Here is an 18,108-nt window from a genome sequence, read left to right as displayed (position 1 = left end):
CGTCTTCTGCCATTCGCCCAGGATGCCCCGGAAATCCTCACCGTGACAGCCGATGCAGGCGGCCTCCGATGCCTTGTACGTCTGGCCCAGGAACGGCGAGGCTGCGGCAGACATTTTCGGCACGAGGTGGCATCCGACGCAGTCCACGTTGGTGACGTACATCACGCTCGGCCGGTTCGGCACCCCGCGGGCGCCGATCCCCATGTAAAGCTGCTTCTGGATGTTGTGCTTCTTCTCGTGACAGACGGAGCAGTCGTACTGGAGCGGCTCGAGGCTCGTCTTGACCGCGTGCTTGATAGGCTCGTGGCAGTGCGTGCACTCTATCTTGTGCTCCGTCACGTGGTTCTTGTGCATGAAGTCGATGTCGGAGAAGTGGGACAGGCGCGCGGGCTCGTTATGGCACTGGAAGCACCGCTCCTTCTTGGCCTCTCCCTCGCCCTGGATGGCTTCGAGATGGCAATTCTGGCACGCGACGTGCCTCACCCCCACGAACTCCTGGTGGTTGAACTTCGTATCACCGATCTTTATGTCGCCAGACGGCGCGCCGTGGCAGTTCCCGCAGCCGCCGATCGGATTCTCGCTCCGGCCGAGCTTCGCCCCCTTGAAATGGCACAGGAAGCACGTGCTCGCGGTGACCTCCATGTGGTTCCCGACCACGATCTGGCTGTGGCAGCTAGTGCAGCGCAGCTTCTTTCCGCGCTTGAGGTCCGTCAGGTGTGGCCTGTGGTCGAACTTGATCTTTATGGGCGGTTTCCCGGGCTTCGGCGGCGGGGTGAATTCCACCTGTCCCTGGAGCAGCCGGGTTTCATGGCATCCCTTCCTGAGGCACGATTCGTCGCTGATCTCCGCGTACGGTTTTGAACTGTAAGTGCGGGTGACGTATTTGACGACCTGGGACAGGGCCTGGAATTTCAGGACCATCTTGTCCCTGACATCAGGCGGGTAGTGGCAGTCGACGCAAGGGACGTGGTTGTGCTTGGAGGTCTTCCACGCCTGGTAGTACGGCTTCATGATGTGGCAACTGGCGCAGAAGTAAGGGCTTGTCGAAAACTCGAACATCCCGACGGAGAATATCAGCACGAGAATACCCAGGAATCCAAGGAACTTGAAGAACCTGGGCTGGATGTGGAGCCGGTCCTGCCTCCCTTCGGGGACGTGCATCCCCATCGCTTCCATTATTTTCCTGGAAAACGGCCTTTCCGACTGTTCCCCCGTTTTCCCTTCCTTCCGTTCCTCGCTCATGTCCTGCCTTTCTATAACAGGAATCGCTCCTGGACTAAATGCAAACCAGAAATTCTACTCGCCCCGCGCGCAGGACTTCAATCCTTTTTTCCCTCACCGGGGGGCCGCCCCTTCGGAAGGAGGACAAGCTTGACAGTAAGAAGGGCGGCTATGAGGAGAAGCATCGTAGTCGAGTAGAACGCCACCTTCCGGCGCTGACGCAGCTCATCCTGGAAACTGCCGATTTCCTTCCGGGCCTGGCGGAGCTGGGCGTTGGCCTCGTGGACCAATGGAAAGATCCGATCGATCGAGAAGGAATGGATCGCCGGCCCGGCCTCGATCATCTTGTACCGAGCCCCGTCCAGGGACATCTTGAGCCGTTCGGTGTTCCGCCCGGCCCGTTCGGCGTCGGCAAGGTCCTTCTGCATCGCTTCGAGGCCGTTCTCGATGTCCCCCAGGAGACTCCGGGCGTTTTTCGCGAACTCCAGCGCCTTGCTCTCCGGCTCATGGCATGAGCCGCATTCCCCCGGGCCGGTTCCCGTGAAGACCTTCAGGGTGGGCTTGTGGTTGGTGTGGTTGCCGTGGCAGGTTACGCACTTCGGCCCGCCCCCCTCACGGATCGCGGTGAAATGGACGCTCTCGCGGAAATAGCCCACGACGGCGCTGTGGCAGTTGCCGCAGACATTGGATACCTCGCCGACCCCCGGCGGCGTGGCTCCGTGGACGCCGTGGCACGTGGCGCAGTTGGGGGCAAGGCCGGGGTTCTTCCCCGGGATTTTCCCGGAAAGGATCTGCCCGTGGACGCCCTTTTCGAAATCCGCCAGCTGAGTAGTGGGGATCCGGTACGGCTTCATCGCCGTCGGGTCTGCATGGCACTTGCCGCAGGTCGCCGGGACGTTTGAATGGAAAACGAGCGACCGCGGATCGTTCTTCCGCCGGATGTCGTGCTTCCCGTGGCAGGAAGTGCACACTGCGACACCAGGATCGTTCTTCCCGTATAGAAGCTTGCCGTGCACGCTCGTCTTGTATTCCGCGAACTGGTCCGTCCGCAGGTTGTACTGCCGCATCATCGCGATGTTCCCATGGCAGCGGGCGCAGAATTCCGGGATCTGCCTGCGGGACGGTTTTCCCCGGAACCCCTGCTTCGGGCTCATCGACTCCTCGCCGGGCAGGGAAGGATTGCCGCCGTGGCAAGTGACGCATGTCAGCCCGGCCTCCCTGTGGACGCTTGCGGCGAACTCCCTTGCGGGGGGGCCAAGCCTTCCTCCGAGCTTGCCGTGGCATGCGACGCAGCTGTCCGGTGCTTCCTCGACCGCCGCGGCCATGGGGGCCGCGAGGCACAGAAAAACCGCAGCCGCGAAGGCAAGGGCGGGCAGGGAATTCCGTGATTTCTTCCGGCATTCCCTCACGAATAGTATCCCCAGACGGTCAGGATCAGCAGGAAGAAGGTTACGCCGATACCGATCCGCACGGCCCGGGTCCGCCTGGAAGGATGGCGTTCCTCGCTGCGGTCCCAGAAGGGGAGAAACCAGACCGCAAGCGCGCCGAGCCCCTGGAACAGCACCCCCAGGACGACCGGCGCCCATTCCCCGAGGAATGAAAGCTTCTCCGTGACTTTCAGGAACTGGTAGGCGGCGAGGAAGTACCATTCGGGCTTGACGTTCGACGGCGTGTCGAACGGATCGGCTTTCGGAAGGATCGGCCCCGGCGCAAGCGACGCGAGAAGGATCAGAACCGCGAAAAGGATGACGAGCTGGATCAGCTGGCGCAGCACGTGGTGCGGAAAGAAAGGCTCGCTGCCGTATTTCCTGTAGGCCTCGAGATTTTCATATTGCGCCATGCTTCGTTCTCCTAAAGAGGCTCGGCGATTCCCTGCCGCCGGATCATGAGGAAGTGCAGGACGAGGAAAAGTATCATCAGTCCGGGCAGGATCACGACGTGGAAGGCGAAGAACCTCGTGAGGGCGAGCTGCCCGACCATGTTCCCGCCGCGGACGAAGTATTTGATGGAGTCGCCGACGACCGGGATGGCGGACAGGATGTCCGTGCCGACGGTGGTCGCCCAGTAGGATGCCTGCGTCCACGGCAGGAGGTAGCCCGAGAAACTGAACGCGAGGGTGAAGACCAGGAGCAGCACTCCGTTTACCCACGTCACGTCGCGGGGCGGGCGGTACGCGGCCGTGAAGAAGACCCGCATCATGTGCAGCAGGACCGTGACCACCAGGAGGTTGCCGGCCCAGCGGTGGATCCCCCGTACCATCCATCCGTAGGGGACCTGGTTCATTATGTCCACGACGCTTTTATACGCCTCTGCGGGCGTCGGCCGGTAATGCATGAGAAGGAGGCCGCCCGTTCCCATGAGAAACAGAAACAGGAGGAAGGAGATCCCTCCGAGGCAGGCCAGTAAATTGTTCTCGAGCCGCGTGCGGTAGAACCACACAGGCTTTTCGAACTGCTTCTTCATCCCTTCCCGCACGGAGAGACGCTCGTCGAGGGCGCCGTAGAGGATTCCCACCAGGGAGAACAGGTTGAACATCTCCGTGAAGACGGTGCGCTTCTCGAACTCGTGGCGCTGCCGTCCCGGCTCTTCCGTCGCCTGTTCCCCCGTCGGTTTCTTTTCTTCCGTCATGTCCCGACCACGATATTCCGTCCTTCGATCCGCACCGGGTACGAGGGCAGCGGGCGCGGGGCCGGCCCTCCCATCACGTTCCCGTTCAGGTCGAACGTCGCGGTGTGGCAAGGGCAGGCGATGACGCCGGCGCCCCGGTATTTCACCACGCAGCTCATGTGGGTGCAGACCGCGGACACCGCAGCCACCTTGTTGGCCTCGCGTATGACGAGAACCGGCTCGCCGCGTACCACGACGACGCGAGACTGCCCCACGAGCAACTCCTCGAGCGGAATCCCTATGCGCCCCTCGCCTCCGGACCGGTCGGCCGAAGGCCACAGGAACCGGAAGAGGGGATAGAAAAGGGATGCGGTGAAGATTGCCGTCAAGGTCCCGAGAGCTATGTTTATGAAGTTTCGCCGGTTGCGGTTCGCGGGAATAGACTGCGGGTGGTCTTCGGCTGTCATCTACCTCCCCATGCGTGATGTGTCAATCTTCGACGAACGTTTCGTAGTCCTCGTTGTTCATCAACCGTTCGATCTCTTCGGGGTCGTGGACTTCGACCTCGACGAGCCATCCCTTCCCGTAAGGGTCCACGTTGATGAGCGAGGGGTCTTCCACGACGTTTTCGTTCACGGCCTTCAGGGTGCCGGTGACCGGAGAGACGAGCTCCACGACCGTCTTCTGGGACTCCAGCTCCCCGATCGTGTCTCCCGGCTCGATGAACTTTCCCACCTCCGCGTGCGTGACGGAGATGATCTCCCCGAGCTGCTCCTGCGCGTACTCCGACAGCCCGATGCGGGCCGTTTCCCCCATCTCGAGCACCCAGAGATGATCTTCGGAAAATTTCATCTGCGATTCTTCCATGGAAACATCTTACAGGAACGGGGGCGCGGCTTGTCAACCCAGAACGTCGAGGGCTATCTCAACGTTTCCGAGCGGCGCACTCACCTGTACGCCATTAACGCGCGGGGAGATCCGTTCGATGATTTTCCGCGCGATCTCGATCCCGGCGCGCTGGCCGTCTTCCTTGGAGCGGCAGCGCGACATCCGGGTGAGGATATCGGCGGGGACGACGACGCCGGGAACCTCGTTGTTCATGAACTCGGCGTTCTTGAAGCTGACGAGCGGCCAGACGCCTGCGAGGATCGGTATGCGGCGCGCGTGCCCGTCCACCCGGTCGAGGAAACGGAAGAGCGCTTCGACGTCGAAGACCGGCTGGGTGATGGCGAACTCGGCTCCCGCCTCGATCTTGCGGAAGTAGCGGTCGATCTCCCGCTCGAGGTCGACCGCGCAGGGGTTCGCCCCCACGCCGATGTAGATGCCGGTCGGCGGCGAGATCGGGTTCCCGCCTATGTCGAACCCGCGGTTCAGGTTGGCCACGACTTGCGTGAGCCCGATCGCGTCCACATCGAAAACTCCCGTGACGTCGGGGTACTCTCCCAGCTTCGGGGGATCTCCGGTTATGATAAGGAAATTGGCGAGCCCCGCCGCGTATCCGCCCAACAGGTCCGACTGCATCCCGATCAGGTTCCTGTCCCTGCAGCAGTAATGCAGGATCGGCTCGATGCCCACCTCCCGGTGGATGGTAAGGGCGGCGATCATCGGGGAGATCCGGGCGCTCGCGCGCGGTCCGTCGGGGATGTTGATCGCGTCGACGCCCGATTCGGCGCACCGCCGGACTTTCGCGAGCATATCCTTCATGTCCCAGGAGCGCGGAGGGAGGATCTCCACGGAGGAAACCCTGGCACCCGAAGCTATCTTCTCCGCGAGCCGCGATTTCTTTTCCGTGGGGACGACGTGCACCAGCGATTCCTGGCGCGCGAAATGCTTTACCTTGATGTGCTTTTTCACCCCGCTCAAGGATTTCACGGCGCGGGCCGCCATCTTTATGTGCGCCGGAGTCGTGCCGCAGCAGCCGCCGACGCCGCGCACCCCCATCTCGATGTACTTCTTGGCGTACTCGGTGAAGTATTCGGGGCTCGTGAGGTAGATCATCCTCCCCGCGATGTCCCGGGGGAGACCGGCGTTCGGCATGACGACGAACGGCTTTTTCGTCCGGGGCAGGACTGCCTGCAGTGCGTCGAATACCCCCGCGGGCCCTACGCCGCAATTGATCCCGATGAGATCGACGTTTTCGTCCGAGGAAAGGACCTGGGTCATCGTCTCGGCGCTCGTGCCCACCGCCGTCTCGCCGCGCTCGTTCAGCACGAACGAGGCCAGCACCGGCAACCCGAGCCGTTTCGCGGTCCGGGCGGCAAGCTGGAGCTCCTTGAGATTGGTGAATGTCTCCAGCACCGCAAGGTCCACGCCTTCCATCGCCAGTGCGCCGAGCTGCTCGGCGAAGGCAGCTTCCACTTCGGCGACGTGCTCCGCAGGCAGGATCTGGTCGGGGCGGATGCTGGGGCCCACCGCCGCCGCCACGTACACGGAATCCCCGGCCGCTTCGCGTGCGATCCGTACCGCCTCACGGTTGATCGCCTCCGCCTTTTCCGCGAGCCCGAAGGGGCGCAGCATTATGCGGTTCGCGCCGAACGTGTTCGTCTCGATCACGTCGGCCCCCGCGTCCACGTATTCCCTGTGGATCTGCGCGATCAGCTTCGGATTGGAAAGGCAGAGCTCGTCGTAGCAGGTGTTGAGGAATACCCCCCGATCGTAGATCATCGTGCCCATCGCGCCGTCGAAGAGCAGCGGGGACTCCTTCATGCGTTCGAGGATGTTCCGCATCTTTTTTTAGTCCAGCTCGTCGAACTGGGATTTCGGGGCGTAGCAGATGGGGCACACCCAGGCTTCCGGGAGGTCCTCGAACGCCGTCCCCGGAGGAATTGCGCTCAAGGGATCCCCCTTCTCCGGTTCGTAGATGTAGCCGCAGTTCGCGCAGATATACCGTTTGATGGCTGCCTCCTTTTTGAAACCCCTAAACGGCGAAGTACTTGGCCTGGGGATGATGGGCGATGATCGCCGACGTCGTATGCTCCGGCACCATCTCCATCGTTTCCGTCAGCGTGACGCCGATCGCTCCCGGATCGAGCAGATCGAACACTCCCTTGTGGGCAGACAGGTCCGGGCAGGACGGGTAGCCGAATCCATAGCGTGAGCCCTGGTACTCCTGCACGATGTAGCCGGCCGGCCCCGAGGGCTTACGCCCGCCGATGCCGAGCTCCGCCCTGATCCTCTCGTGCCAGTATTCCGCGAGGGCGTCGGCCGCTTCCACGCCGAAGGCGTGCAGCATGAGGTAATCATGGTAGCGGTCCGCGGAGAAGAGTTCGTGGGCGGCCTCGCCGATTCTCTCCCCGACTGTCACGACGAAAAATGCGACGACGTCCCCTCCTTCCTTATTCGGCTTGAAGTAATCTGCGATGCAAAGGTGCGGAGGGGCGGCCTGCCGGGGGAACGGGAACAAGTGCCTCTTCCCCGCGTCCTCGACGACGAGCGTATCCCCTTCCGAGAAGCAGCGGAAGTAGCCGTAGGCCGCCTTCGGGCATAGCAACCCTTCCTCGACGCAGCGGCGCTTCAAGGCTTCGTAAAGCGGCCTTACCTTCTCCGTGACGAGCCGGTCGTACTCCTCCGCGGAAAGTTTTCCCCGCCGGTACCCCCACCGCCCGCGGAAAAGCGCCTGCTCGTTCATGTACGGGAACAGGGCTGCCACGTCGATTTCAGCGACACGTCGGGCGCCCAGGAAGGGAGGAGTCGGCGCCGGATTGTCGCGGAAGATGCGCTCCCCCTTCGGGCCGGGCGTCGCCGCCTGCGCGCCTGTCCCCGCGCGGAACACCGTGGAGGAGAGGGGGCCCTTTTCCAGCGCGCGCATCGCCGACAGCCCCGCGAAGGCGTCGGCGCAGTACACGACCGGACCGGTGTAGCCTGGAACGCAGCATTCCGCCACGAATTTTTCCGTCAATGCGGCTCCCCCCAGCAGGATCGGGACGGAAAGACCCGCAGCCGCGTACTGCGGCATGCTTTCCTGCATGACGATCGCCGACTTGACGAGCAGGCCGCTGAGCCCGATGGCGTCAACAGCGTATTCGCGGGCCTTTTCGATGACCGTCTCCGCGGGGACCTTGATCCCGAGGTTGTAGACCTTATACCCGTTGTTGGTGAGGAGGATGTCCACGAGGTTCTTTCCGATATCGTGGACGTCCCCCGCGACGGTCGCCAGCAGCATCCTTTTCCCGGCATCTTTCTCCCCGCCGGCCAGCCGCGGCTCCAGCCGTTTCACGCATTCCCGCACGACCTCGGCGGACTGGAGGACGAACGGCAGGAGCATCTCCCCTCGTCCGAACAGGTCGCCCACCCGCCGCATGGCCGGCACCAGGAGCTGGCCGATGATCGCCTGCGCGGGACGCCGGGTCAGGAGGATCTCCAGCAGGTCCTCCAGCCCGGTTTTGTCGCCTGTGACCACTTTTTCCGCGAGAAACTCCTCCGGGGGCAGGGCGGCCGCCTCCCGCCCGCCCGGTTTCGGCGCTTCCGCTTCCCTGTCGGAAAAGTGCGCGATGAAGGAAGAAAGTGGAGACGTCTCCGGATCGCTTCGCCGGTTGTAGATGAGGTCCAGGCAGACCCGGCGGTCCTCTTCCGGTATACGGGCGAAAGGAAGGATCTTCGCCGCGTCGACGATGGCGGCGTCCAGCCCCGCCTCCACCGCCTCGTGGAGGAACACGGAGTTGAGGAACCGGCGGGAGCGGGGGGAAAGGCCGAAGGAAACGTTGCTCACCCCCAGGCTCGTGAACACCCCCGGCAGTTCCGCCTTGACCTGCCTGACGGCAGCCAGCGTCGCTTCCGCGGCCCCGGCCAGCGACGGATCCCCCGAGCCGACGGTAAACGTCAGGACGTCGAAAAGGAGGTCGGACGGCCGGAGCCCATAACGCCCGACCGCCAGGTCGTGGATTTCGCGGGCGACGGCGACCTTCTCCTCGACGGTCATCGCCATCCCCTTCTCGCCGATGGTCAACGCGATGACCGCCGCCCCGTATTTTTTCGCGAGAAGGCAGATGCGCTCCATGTTTTTCCCGCCGTCCTCGAGATTGACGGAATTGATGAGACAGCGGCCTGGATGCGTCCGAAGGACAGCCTCGATGCAATCGGGAGAGGTCGAGTCGATCACAAGCGGAATCTTGATCGACTTCGCGAAGAGGCGTGTCAGTGCGACGAGGTCCGCCTTCTCGTCACGGCCCGCGTATGCGGCGCAGAGGTCGACGGCGTGTGCGCCGTCCTCCTGCTGTTCCAGACCGGCTTTCAGGCACCCCTGGTAGTCGTCCGCGAGAAGCAGCTCGCGGAAACGGCGCGAGCCGTTGGCGTTCGCCCGTTCGCCGATCAGGAGCGGCGCGATCTCCTGCCGGATTTCGACGGACTGGTACAGGCTTGAAAGGGATGGGGGCCATTGCGGATTTCGTTCCGCGGGATGGGCTCCCGAGAGACTTTCCGCCAGGCGGCGGATGTGATCCGGCGTGGTGCCGCAGCAGCCGCCGACGATGCTCACCCCTTCCTCGACGACGAACTCCTTCATGCGGGCGGCGAAATCTTCCGGCGCGAGAGGGTATACGGTCTTCCCGCCGACAACCTCGGGCATCCCCGCGTTGGGAAGGCACGAGATCCTGCCGGGCCAGTGACGGGCCAGGTAGCGGACGTGCGACTTCATCCCCTCCGGCCCTGTTGCGCAGTTCAAGCCCAGCGAGAAGACGGGGAAAGGCTCGATCGCTGCCGCCGCTGCCGCCACGTCGGTTCCGACGAGCATCGTGCCTGTGCTTTCCACCGTCATGGATACCATCACGGGGAGATTTTTCCCCAGCCGCTCCAGCGTATCGAAACAGGCGACCAGCGCGATCTTGATCTGCATAAGATCCTGGCACGTCTCTATCAGGATCAGGTCCACCCCTGCCTCGGTCAGCGCCCTGATCTGCCGGGCGTAGGCTTTCGCCATCTCGTCGAATGTGATGTGGCCGAGGGACGGCAGCTTCGTCGTCGGGCCGACCGCCCCCGCGATCCAGGCGCCCGCGCCGTGTTTCCGGACGGCAGCCCTCGCGCATTCCACCGCCGCCGCGTTTATCTCCTCGACGCGCTCTGAAAGGCCGTACTCGGCCAAGACGATATCGTTGGCTCCGAACGTGTTCGTTTCCACTGCGGTGGCGCCCGCTTCGAGGAAGGAGCCGTGCAGCTCGGATATAGCCTCGGGCGCGGAAAGGTTCAGGTATTCATTGCACCCTTCGTGTCGCCCCCAGGCGGACGCCGGCAGGCGCATGCGCTGCAGGTTCGTGCCGCAAGCCCCGTCGAAAACGATTATCTTTTCCTTGTGCGGATCCACCCTGACCCCCCGGTTCGGCCCATTGAAGGCGGTCTTTCCGGCTCATATGTAAGTTGCCTATCTTACAGGGGAAATCTCTCCGGGTCAAACCGCCCCGCGTTTCTCGCCATGCTTCCGCTGCGGCGATGGATACGGTTTTGCCTTATCCGTTGCACCCGGCCGGGCTCCTCTCAGTGGCGTAAACCGCGGGCTCCCGCTTTTGGCTTGACTTGACGAAACGTTTATTGCTATAAAACGGATTGTATACGGTATACAATCTACTGAGTCCGAATCAAACACATTCTGTCCATTTCGCAGCAAGTTGCCCGGGTTCGGTTGTTATAATTTAAGAATATCGCCGAAAACGGAAAGGAGGGTGTCGGAAAACCATCGGAGTATGCGTCAGGTCCATACATCAGGCCATCCCATGAAAGGGGGTTCGACAGTATGTCGAAGGTTATGGAAAAAGCTTCCCTGAAGGAAAAGTTGTTCGAGAAGATCCAGGCCCACCGTCCCCGCATCACCAAGCTCGTCAAGGAACAGGGAAAAATCCTCATCGACCAGGTCACCATCGAGCAGTGCATCGGTGGAGCGCGCGACGTCCGTACGCTCGTGACCGACGTCTCCTACCTCGATCCGCACGAGGGTATCCGGTTCCGCGGGAAGACGATCCCCGAGACGTTCGCCGCCCTTCCCAAGGTCCCCGGCTCCGAATATCCGTACGTGGAAGGCTTCTGGTACTTCCTCATGACCGGCGACGTTCCGACGTTGGAGCAGACGCTGGCGGTCGTGGAGGACTTCAAGGCCCGGGCGAAGGTTCCCCAGTACGTGTTCGACATCCTCCGCGCGATGCCGCGCGACACGCACCCGATGACGATGTTCTCCGCCGGCATCCTGGCGATGCAGCGGGAATCCCTCTTCGTCAAGAGGTACAACCAGGGGATGAAGAAGACCGAGTACTGGGACCCGATGTACGAGGACTGCACCAACCTGATGGCGAAGCTCCCGGAAATAGCGGCCTACATCTACCGCATGAAGTACAAGAGCGACACCCCGATCGCGCCGGATCCGAAGCTCGACCTGGGCGGCAACTTCGCCCACATGATGGGATTCCCCAAGCCGTATGACGATGTCGCCCGGATGTACTTTATCCTCCACTCCGACCACGAGTCGGGCAACGTTTCCGCCCACACCACGCATCTTGTGGCCTCGGCGCTGTCCGATGCCTACTACTCCCTCTCGGCCGGCATCAACGGCCTGGCGGGTCCGCTCCACGGCCTGGCGAACCAGGAAGTGCTCGGGTGGTGCCAGGGCGTGTTCCAGAAGCTGGGCGGGAAGCTTCCGACCGACGAGGAACTCAAGAAGTTCCTGTGGGATACCCTCAACAGCGGACAAGTCATTCCCGGGTACGGCCACGCGGTGCTCCGCAAGACCGACCCGCGGTACGTGTCCCAGATGGAGTTCTGCCTGAAGAACCTGCCGGACTACCCGCTGTTCAAGCTCGTGAACCAGATCTACAAGATCGCGCCGGACGTTCTCCGCGAGCACGGGAAGGCGAAGAACCCGTGGCCGAACGTCGACGCGCAGTCGGGCGTCATCCAGTGGTACTACGGCCTCACCGAGTACGACTTCTACACCGTGCTCTTCGGCGTAGGCCGGGCCCTCGGCGTTCTCACCAACATCACGTGGGACCGGGCGCTTGGGTACGCGATCGAGCGGCCCAAGTCCGTCACCACGGACATGCTGGAGAAATGGGCGGCTGAAGGAGGCCGGAAGCTGTCCTGATCGCAAAGTAAGAATGAACGAACCGCAATGAAAGGGGCGCCTCGCGGCGCCCCTTTTTATTAAACGGGAATGAGAAACAAAAACAGGGACGTTCTTAAAAACTCGATACCGATTTTTCTTTTTCCAACTGTCGAGTTTTTAAGAACGTCCCTGTTTTTGTCCTGTTTTTGTCTCCGTCCCTGTTTTTAATGCGTCCCGCACTCGCTGCAGGCGCCCAGGATATGAAGCTCCATGGAATTGACCGAAGAGATCTCGGTTCCGCTGTCCCACCGGACGCTAAGGAGGAAGTCCGGAAGCGGGACGTCCCGCACCGTGTGGCAGCGGGTGCAGTGAAAATGGGCGTGAGGCGGACAGTCGCACTCGAATCGAGAAGAAGACTCGTTGTTCGAGCGGATCTCGCGGACCTGACCTTGTTCCCGGAGGAAGTTCAGGTTCCGGTAGACGGTCCCCAGGCTGATATTGGGGAGCGCCTTGCGCGCCTCCCGATAAATCATATCGGCCGTGGGGTGACTCGGTGCGGTTTTCTGCAGAATGTCGAGGATAACAGCGCGCTGACGGGTATTCCGCGATTTTTTCACAGGACACCACCCCATTTGAGCGATTTTTCCACAGGCCCAACCCCCTGAAGCACTTACAGTAAGGTATCCTATTTTCCTGTGCATTAAATGTCAAGGAATTGTATAGGGTATGGAACCCGGGGTTGAACCCCGGGGGAGTTTCCGATATATAGGGATGTTATTATCACGCGGAGGTATGTTCAACGATGCTACTGTCGGGGGTCACGTTCATGATGTTTCCAGCAGCCGCCGGTATCATGGACACGAGAGTGTTCCAGCATGTCCTGCTCGCCGGTCCGATCGTAAAGCTCGTCCTTTTGATGCTCATCGTTTTTTCCGTCGTTTCCTGGGCGATCATCTTCCTGAAATTCCGGCTTTTCAAGGGGATCGACAAGAACCAGGCGGATTTCGTCAAGTCGTTCGCGGAGGGGAAGAGCCTATCTGTACTGTACGAACTGGCGGAGAAGTCGGAGCGGACGCCGCTGACCGAGGTGTTCCGCACCGGATACCAGGAACTGACGCGGATCCAGCGGGGCCGCGGCCCGGAAGCCCCGATCGGCGGGCGCGGCGGGGCGTCCTTCCCGATGGACAACATAGAGCGGGCGATGAGGAAAGCCGCCAATGAAGAAACCGCCCTGATGGAATCGTACTTGCCGTTTCTCGCGACCACGGGCAGCGCGACGCCGTTCATCGGATTGTTCGGGACCGTGTGGGGCATCATGAACGCATTTTCAGGAATCGCGACCACGGGGAGCGCGACGCTCGCCACGGTCGCCCCCGGCATCGCCGAGGCGCTCATCGCAACGGCTGCAGGCCTTGCCGCGGCGATACCGTCGGTCATGGCGTATAATTATTTCGTGAACAGGGTACGCGCGGTGGCGACCCGGATCGACAGCTTCACCATCGAGTTCGTAAACTTCCTCGAGCGCAACGTCGACAAGGTGTAGCGATGGCCATTTCTTCGGGAAACGGCGGAGACCGCCGGATGATGTCGGAGATCAACGTCACGCCCCTCGTGGACGTGATGCTGGTTCTCCTCATAATTTTCATGGTGACCGCCCCCATGCTGACCCAGGGCGTGGACGTCAATCTTCCCCAGGCCGACGCCAAGGCGCTGCGCGCCGAGGAGGAACGGCTGGTGGTAACGGTGGACATGTACAGCAGGATCTACATAGGCAAACAGCCGGTGGAATTCAACCGCCTCAGCCCGGCGCTGAAGGCCATCGTGGCGGCTCGCGCAGACCGTCAGGTCTATTTCCGCGCGGATCGGGCCGTCCCCTACGGATTCGTCGTGAAGGTCATCTCGGAGGTACGCAACGCAGGGATCGAAAAGCTGGGGATGGTCACCGAGCCGCTGGAGCGGTAGGGGAGCGCATTTGCGCCCTCTGGCCATGGAGCCTGGGGTCCATCTCTTCCGGAGGATGCTGGCCCTCTCGGGGGTCTTCCACGCGTTGACGTTTCTGCTCGGCGTACTGTGGCTGAGCTTCAGCGCTCCCCCTCTTCTCGTCGCACCCGTCACGGTCGTCGATCTTATCGGCGGCGGCCAGCTTGCGGGGTCCGAAAGGTCGGAGCCTCCTTCGACCCCGGCCGTCTCGCGCTCGCAGAATAACGCGGGGAATAAAGGCAAGGCGGCACGCGAGACGAAGCGGGAGAAGCGTGAGCGGCTGAAACGGGAGATGAGGGAGAAACGCGCAGCACGCCTGGAAGCGGCAAGGCCCCGGGAAGTGTCTCCTTCCGACTCCCGGGCGTTTTCCGAGATAATCCGCAGGATGAGGGAAGAGAAGGCATCGAAGACCCAGGTGCGCGATGCGGTGGATACGATACGGCGGGAAACGGATGTCCGGGCCGCCGTCAAGAGAATAGGCGAGCGGGTGGGGCACCGGGTCGACCTGTCGGCCGTACGGTCCGCAGGGAAGGGAACCGGGCAACGACCGCCGGCCGGGTTGCCCGGAGCGTCGGGCACGACGCAGGTGGCGCCCGAGATCCTGGCTTACGCACGGGCGCTGGATGAAAAGGTCCGTGCGAACTGGACCGTCCCTGAGCTGGCGGAGAAAGTCGCGAAGACGTTGATGGTGCAAGTTCGGATCACGATCGAAAAGGATGGGGCGGTGTCCAACGTGCGCATGGAAAAGGTATCGGGCAACTCCTACTTCGACGATTCCGTCGAACGGGCCATCAGAAAGGCAAGCCCGCTTCCCGTTCCGCCGGAACAGCTCCGCGGAGGGGAGGACCATTACGAAGTGGGATTCCGGTTCTACGGGGGCGGGGAGCAGTGACGCGATTTCGAAGATGTTCCTTGCTCCTGTTCGCGCTGGCTGTCCTTCTTTCTCCTGCGACGGCCGCCGCCATATTCTACATCGACATCAACGCCCCCGGCGGAAAGCGGATGCCTGTGGCGCTTCCGCCATTCGTCGTCGAGAGCGGCGACAAGTCCCTTTCTGAGGAAATCCCGAAGGTGATAGGAGGGGACCTGGCGATGACCGCCCTCTTCCAGGTGATCTCCTCCGACGCCTACCTGGAGAAGATCGTGCCGGACCATTTCGGGAGCAAGCCGCTTTCCCTGCCCGACTGGAAGCTGATCGGCGCGGAAGCCGTGGTCATAGGGAAGGTGGAGATGCGCGGAAAACAGATGGCCGTCGAGATGCGTCTTTACGATTCGACTCTGGGGAAATTGATGGCGGGGAGGCGCTACACCGGCTCACCCCACCTGTTCCGCAAGATGGCGCACAGGTTCGCGAACGAGATCCTTTACGCCTTCACCGGCGTGCGGGGGATTTTCGACACGGAAATCGCTTTCAGCGCGACGCCGGAGAAAGGACGGGGGAAGGAAATATACGCCGTAGGGCTCGACGGGGCGGACCTGCGCAAGATCACGCAGAACCGCAGCTACAACCTGTTTCCACGCTGGTCGCCTGACGGCGGCACGCTTGCATACACTTCCTTAAAGACGGGAACCCCTGTCATCTACCTGCGGGACCTGGAGCAGGGATCCGAAAAGGCTGTTGTACAGTTCGGCAACACGAAGTCGCCCGGCTGTTTTTCCCCCGACGGAAACTCCCTCTTCGTGTCGGTCAGCGTGAAGGGAGATACCGACATCTACCGCGTCCGCCTCGGCAATATCTCTCACGAGAAGATCGTGGAAGGATACGGAATCGAGATCTCCCCATCGGTATCCCCCGACGGGAAAAAAATGGCGTTCGTTTCCAGCAGGAGCGGCTCGCCCCAGGTATATGTCCGGGACATCGGTTCATCGAACGACCACCGCATCTCTCATGCCGGGAGCTATTCCACTTCGCCGTGCTGGTCCCCCATGGGCGACCGGATCGCCTTCACATCCATGGCCGGGGGAAAGTTCTCGATATACACCGTCCGTCCGGACGGCAGCGACCAGCAGCTCCTCGTTTCCGGGGACGGAGACTGCGCCGATCCCTCCTACTCTCCTGACGGCCGGTACGTGGTTTACAGCTTTCAGAAAAAAGGATATTCTACGGTCAAAATCATCTCCGCAGACGGCCGGTGGGGGAAAACGCTTGTTTCAGGGCTTTCAGGGGCGGGCTCTCCTGCATGGTCTCCACGAAGATAACCCGCGGCTTACGAAGGCCAGGATGCAGCAATATCACATATCGCGCGAGAGGAGAAAAGGCATGAGCAAGGGGAGGGGTCTGGCGTGGTGCGTGCTGGTTCTCGCGGTAGCGTTGGTCTTTTCATTTGGGTGCACGAAAAAGCAGGCGGTGAAACCCTCGGAAACGCAGCCTGCGGCGGCCGGGGCGGGTAAGGAAGCGCCGGGCAAAGGGATCGCCACGGAAGAAATGAAGCCCGCGGCCACGGCTCCGGCAGATGAAAAGAAGCTTGCCGCTTCCGAGGCCGGTGCGGCAGTCACTGAGGAAAAACCGTCACCGTTCGCGGACATCCGTTTTGATTTCGACAAGTCGTTCATACGGGACGACGCAAAGCCGACTTTGGCGAAAGTTGCGGAGTACATTAAGAAGAACAAGGGCGCGAAGATCCTTGTCGAGGGGCATTGCGATGAGCGCGGAACGTCCGAGTACAACATGGCTCTCGGCGACCGCCGCGCCGCCAGCGCGAAAAAATATCTCGAGTCCCTTGGCGTTCCCGCGGCCTCCCTTTCCACGATCAGCTTCGGCAAGGAGAAGCCGGTGGATCCGGGGCACACCGAGGAAGCGTGGGCGAAGAACCGCCGGGATCACTTCGTCCTGAAATAGAGGATTCATGAAGCGACGCGACATCGCGCTGCTGCTGTGCCTGGGAGTCCTCGGGATTTCGGCGGGCGGCTGCTCCCTCACGGAATCGGGGGCGTTCGTCCGTCTCCAGGAGGAAGTCGAAACGGTGAAGAAGGAGGTTGCGGCGGTAAAATCCTCCGCAACCTCCTCTCCCGCTTCCGGCCGCATCGACGCCGGGGAGCTCCAGGCGGTTCGGAAGAACGTCGCGGACCTCACTGCTTCCTACGACCAGGTCAAATCCGACATGGTCGCAGCCACGACGCGCGCAGACGAGACGAAAGTTCAGATGCAGAAAGAGAACGCGGCGGTGAACGACCGGTTGAACGAGCAGGGCCAGACGATCCAGGCACTGCGCGGGAAGCTCGCGAAGCTCGAAGAGTTAGAGAAGCGCCTTGCAGCGGTCGAGGAAAAAACGGAAAAGCTTGCGGCCGCGTCACCCCTGCCGGTGGCGACGCCGGTTACCACCCCGCAGGACTGGAAAAGCCCGGAGGAGATGTACGATTACGCCCTGGGACTCGTCAAGAGGGGAGAGTCCCGCAAGGGGCGCGAACTCCTCACAACCTTCGCTGCGAAGTATCCGGACCACAAGCTGATGCCGAACGTCCTCTACTGGAAGGGTGAATCTTTCTACGCGGAAAAGGATTTCGAGAGCGCCATCCTTTCCTTCCAGGACGTGATAGACAAGCACCCTGCCGGGGACAAGGCACCGGACTCCATGTACAAGCAGGGGCTCTCATTCCTCGGGCTGAAGGACAAGAAGAACGCCCGCATCGTTTTGGAGCTTCTCGTGTCGAAACATCCCCGTTCTCCCGCCGCTGCGCTGGCGCGCCAGAAACTGGCCGAGTTGAAATGATATCGAGAAGGATGCGGCCGGAGCGGTGATGATCAAGAACTTCGTGCTGGACACGAACGTCCTCCTGCACGACCCCAACGCGCTCTTCAAGTTCCAGGACAACCGGGTCATCGTCCCGATCACGGTGATCGAAGAGCTGGATCATTTCAAAAAAGACCTGAACATGCTCGGGCGAAATGCCCGGACTGTCTCGAAGTTCATCGACAAGTTGCGGGTTACGGGGAGCCTGTCGGAGGGCGTCCCGATCGACAACGGGGGAACGCTCCGGGTGGCCTTCGGCGGAGAAGGGAGCTCGCTCCTTCCTGCCGAGCTCTACGGGGAAAAGAAGGACAACCACATCCTGGCCGTGGCCTTGAGCGTCCGCGCGAGGGAGAAGGACGTCCCCGTGGTGGTCATCTCCAAGGACACCAACCTGCGGATAAAGGCCGATTCCCTGGGACTGCGCGCGGAGGATTACGAGAGCGGCCGTGTGGAGATCGAGGAGCTCTACCGCGGGTTCCGGGAGGTTGAAGTCGGGAAGTCCTGGATCGACGCTTTCTATGCCGGGGCGGAGAGCGCGCCGCCCGAGGG

At 61.9% G+C, this 18,108-nt stretch carries 18 protein-coding genes; 8 read left to right on the top strand and 10 right to left on the bottom strand.

Annotated features, from left to right (window positions below; all coding sequences use genetic code 11):
• The 9 genes from HY896_00580 to metH form a co-directional block, all read right to left on the bottom strand.
• Positions 1-1,242: NapC/NirT family cytochrome c (locus HY896_00580; protein MBI5574840.1), on the bottom strand; the 1,242-nt coding region annotated here is incomplete at its 3' end.
• 77 nt (positions 1,243-1,319) lie between these two features.
• Entirely contained in the window at positions 1,320-2,630 is a 1,311-nt protein-coding gene (locus HY896_00575) for a cytochrome c3 family protein (protein ID MBI5574839.1), read from the bottom strand.
• Positions 2,627-3,061, bottom strand: coding sequence for a hypothetical protein (locus tag HY896_00570; GenBank protein ID MBI5574838.1), 435 nt, complete (start codon positions 3,059-3,061; stop codon positions 2,627-2,629). Before HY896_00570 ends, HY896_00575 begins: the two co-directional genes overlap by 4 nt.
• 11 nt (positions 3,062-3,072) lie before the next feature.
• Positions 3,073-3,849 (bottom strand): cytochrome b N-terminal domain-containing protein, encoded by a 777-nt coding sequence (locus HY896_00565; GenBank protein MBI5574837.1) that lies wholly within the window; start codon positions 3,847-3,849, stop codon positions 3,073-3,075.
• Entirely contained in the window at positions 3,846-4,295 is a 450-nt protein-coding gene (locus HY896_00560) for a ubiquinol-cytochrome c reductase iron-sulfur subunit (protein ID MBI5574836.1), read from the bottom strand. The genes HY896_00565 and HY896_00560 overlap by 4 nt, the downstream gene beginning before the upstream one ends.
• Before the next feature lie 22 nt (positions 4,296-4,317).
• Positions 4,318-4,680: a glycine cleavage system protein GcvH gene (gcvH, locus tag HY896_00555; GenBank protein MBI5574835.1), complete on the bottom strand. Its 363-nt coding sequence runs from the start codon at positions 4,678-4,680 to the stop codon at positions 4,318-4,320.
• Positions 4,681-4,728: 48 nt separating this feature from the next.
• Entirely contained in the window at positions 4,729-6,555 is a 1,827-nt protein-coding gene (locus tag HY896_00550) for a bifunctional homocysteine S-methyltransferase/methylenetetrahydrofolate reductase (protein ID MBI5574834.1), read from the bottom strand.
• Positions 6,556-6,561: 6 nt separating this feature from the next.
• Positions 6,562-6,723 carry a rubredoxin gene (locus HY896_00545; protein MBI5574833.1) on the bottom strand — a complete coding sequence of 54 codons (162 nt, stop codon included), beginning with the start codon at positions 6,721-6,723 and terminating at the stop codon, positions 6,562-6,564.
• A gap of 22 nt (positions 6,724-6,745) precedes the next feature.
• Positions 6,746-10,123, bottom strand: a complete 3,378-nt coding sequence (gene metH / locus HY896_00540) for a methionine synthase (GenBank protein ID MBI5574832.1) — start codon at positions 10,121-10,123, stop codon at positions 6,746-6,748.
• Positions 10,124-10,561: 438 nt separating this feature from the next.
• Here metH and HY896_00535 point away from each other — a divergent pair, with 438 nt between their 5' ends.
• On the top strand, positions 10,562-11,887 hold the full coding sequence (locus tag HY896_00535) for a citrate (Si)-synthase (GenBank protein MBI5574831.1): 1,326 nt from the start codon (positions 10,562-10,564) through the stop codon (positions 11,885-11,887).
• Positions 11,888-12,072: 185 nt separating this feature from the next.
• On the opposite strand, the gene HY896_00530 is transcribed toward HY896_00535, so the two are convergent.
• A complete protein-coding gene (locus HY896_00530) occupies positions 12,073-12,480 on the bottom strand; it encodes a transcriptional repressor (protein ID MBI5574830.1) in 408 nt (135 codons plus the stop codon).
• A gap of 221 nt (positions 12,481-12,701) precedes the next feature.
• On the opposite strand from HY896_00530, the gene tolQ reads away from it, so the two are divergent.
• The 7 genes from tolQ to HY896_00495 all read left to right on the top strand — a co-directional run.
• On the top strand, positions 12,702-13,391 hold the full coding sequence (gene tolQ, locus HY896_00525) for a protein TolQ (GenBank protein ID MBI5574829.1): 690 nt from the start codon (positions 12,702-12,704) through the stop codon (positions 13,389-13,391).
• 2 nt (positions 13,392-13,393) lie between these two features.
• Positions 13,394-13,810 carry a protein TolR gene (tolR, locus tag HY896_00520; protein ID MBI5574828.1) on the top strand — a complete coding sequence of 139 codons (417 nt, stop codon included), beginning with the start codon at positions 13,394-13,396 and terminating at the stop codon, positions 13,808-13,810.
• A 10-nt stretch (positions 13,811-13,820) separates the two neighbouring features.
• Positions 13,821-14,720, top strand: coding sequence for a cell envelope integrity protein TolA (locus HY896_00515; protein ID MBI5574827.1), 900 nt, complete (start codon positions 13,821-13,823; stop codon positions 14,718-14,720).
• 20 nt (positions 14,721-14,740) lie between these two features.
• Entirely contained in the window at positions 14,741-16,027 is a 1,287-nt protein-coding gene (gene tolB, locus HY896_00510) for a Tol-Pal system beta propeller repeat protein TolB (GenBank protein ID MBI5574826.1), read from the top strand.
• Positions 16,028-16,088: 61 nt separating this feature from the next.
• Positions 16,089-16,667 carry a peptidoglycan-associated lipoprotein Pal gene (pal, locus tag HY896_00505; GenBank protein MBI5574825.1) on the top strand — a complete coding sequence of 193 codons (579 nt, stop codon included), beginning with the start codon at positions 16,089-16,091 and terminating at the stop codon, positions 16,665-16,667.
• Positions 16,668-16,674: 7 nt separating this feature from the next.
• Positions 16,675-17,538, top strand: a complete 864-nt coding sequence (ybgF, locus tag HY896_00500) for a tol-pal system protein YbgF (GenBank protein ID MBI5574824.1) — start codon at positions 16,675-16,677, stop codon at positions 17,536-17,538.
• A 28-nt stretch (positions 17,539-17,566) separates the two neighbouring features.
• On the top strand, positions 17,567-18,108 hold a 542-nt coding region (locus tag HY896_00495), incomplete at its 3' end, for a PhoH family protein (protein MBI5574823.1).

The sequence above is a fragment of the Deltaproteobacteria bacterium genome (assembly GCA_016218975.1).
In the GTDB taxonomy this organism is placed as follows: Bacteria; Desulfobacterota; Deferrimicrobia; order Deferrimicrobiales; family Deferrimicrobiaceae; genus JAENIX01.
Note: the sequence above shows the minus strand (reverse complement) of the source record. Positions and strands in the feature narration are given on the sequence as shown.

Coding starts and splice junctions, on each gene's coding strand:
- HY896_00560 (MBI5574836.1), bottom strand. CDS start 4,295: ATGACAGCCGAAGACCACCCGCAGTCTATTCCCGCGAACCGCAACCGG.
- tolQ (MBI5574829.1), top strand. CDS start 12,702: ATGGACACGAGAGTGTTCCAGCATGTCCTGCTCGCCGGTCCGATCGTA.
- tolR (MBI5574828.1), top strand. CDS start 13,394: ATGGCCATTTCTTCGGGAAACGGCGGAGACCGCCGGATGATGTCGGAG.
- HY896_00535 (MBI5574831.1), top strand. CDS start 10,562: ATGGAAAAAGCTTCCCTGAAGGAAAAGTTGTTCGAGAAGATCCAGGCC.
- HY896_00550 (MBI5574834.1), bottom strand. CDS start 6,555: ATGCGGAACATCCTCGAACGCATGAAGGAGTCCCCGCTGCTCTTCGAC.
- HY896_00565 (MBI5574837.1), bottom strand. CDS start 3,849: ATGACGGAAGAAAAGAAACCGACGGGGGAACAGGCGACGGAAGAGCCG.
- ybgF (MBI5574824.1), top strand. CDS start 16,675: ATGAAGCGACGCGACATCGCGCTGCTGCTGTGCCTGGGAGTCCTCGGG.
- HY896_00570 (MBI5574838.1), bottom strand. CDS start 3,061: ATGGCGCAATATGAAAATCTCGAGGCCTACAGGAAATACGGCAGCGAG.
- pal (MBI5574825.1), top strand. CDS start 16,089: ATGAGCAAGGGGAGGGGTCTGGCGTGGTGCGTGCTGGTTCTCGCGGTA.
- gcvH (MBI5574835.1), bottom strand. CDS start 4,680: ATGAAATTTTCCGAAGATCATCTCTGGGTGCTCGAGATGGGGGAAACG.
- HY896_00530 (MBI5574830.1), bottom strand. CDS start 12,480: ATGGGGTGGTGTCCTGTGAAAAAATCGCGGAATACCCGTCAGCGCGCT.